General features: G+C 53.3%; 1 rRNA gene. It reads right to left on the bottom strand.

Annotation, left to right across the window (positions count from 1 at the left end):
- Positions 1–255, bottom strand: a 23S ribosomal RNA gene (locus tag ACZYR9_RS27920); the annotation flags it as partial.

Genomic DNA, 255 nt, shown 5'->3' on the forward strand with positions numbered 1-255 from the left:
AACATCCTGGTTGTCTGCGCAACTCCACATCCTTTCCCACTTAACACACACTTGGGGACCTTAGCTGATGATCTGGGCTGTTTCCCTCTTGACAATGGATCTTAGCACTCACTGTCTGACTCCCGGGATAACGTCTGTGGCATTCAGAGTTTGACTGGACTTGGTAACCCTTGGCGGGCCCCGCACCCAATCAGTGCTTTACCTCCACGACGCATCTCCCGAGGCTAGCCCTAAAGCTATTTCGGGGAGAACCAG

The organism is Paenibacillus sp. F024 (genome assembly GCF_057814255.1).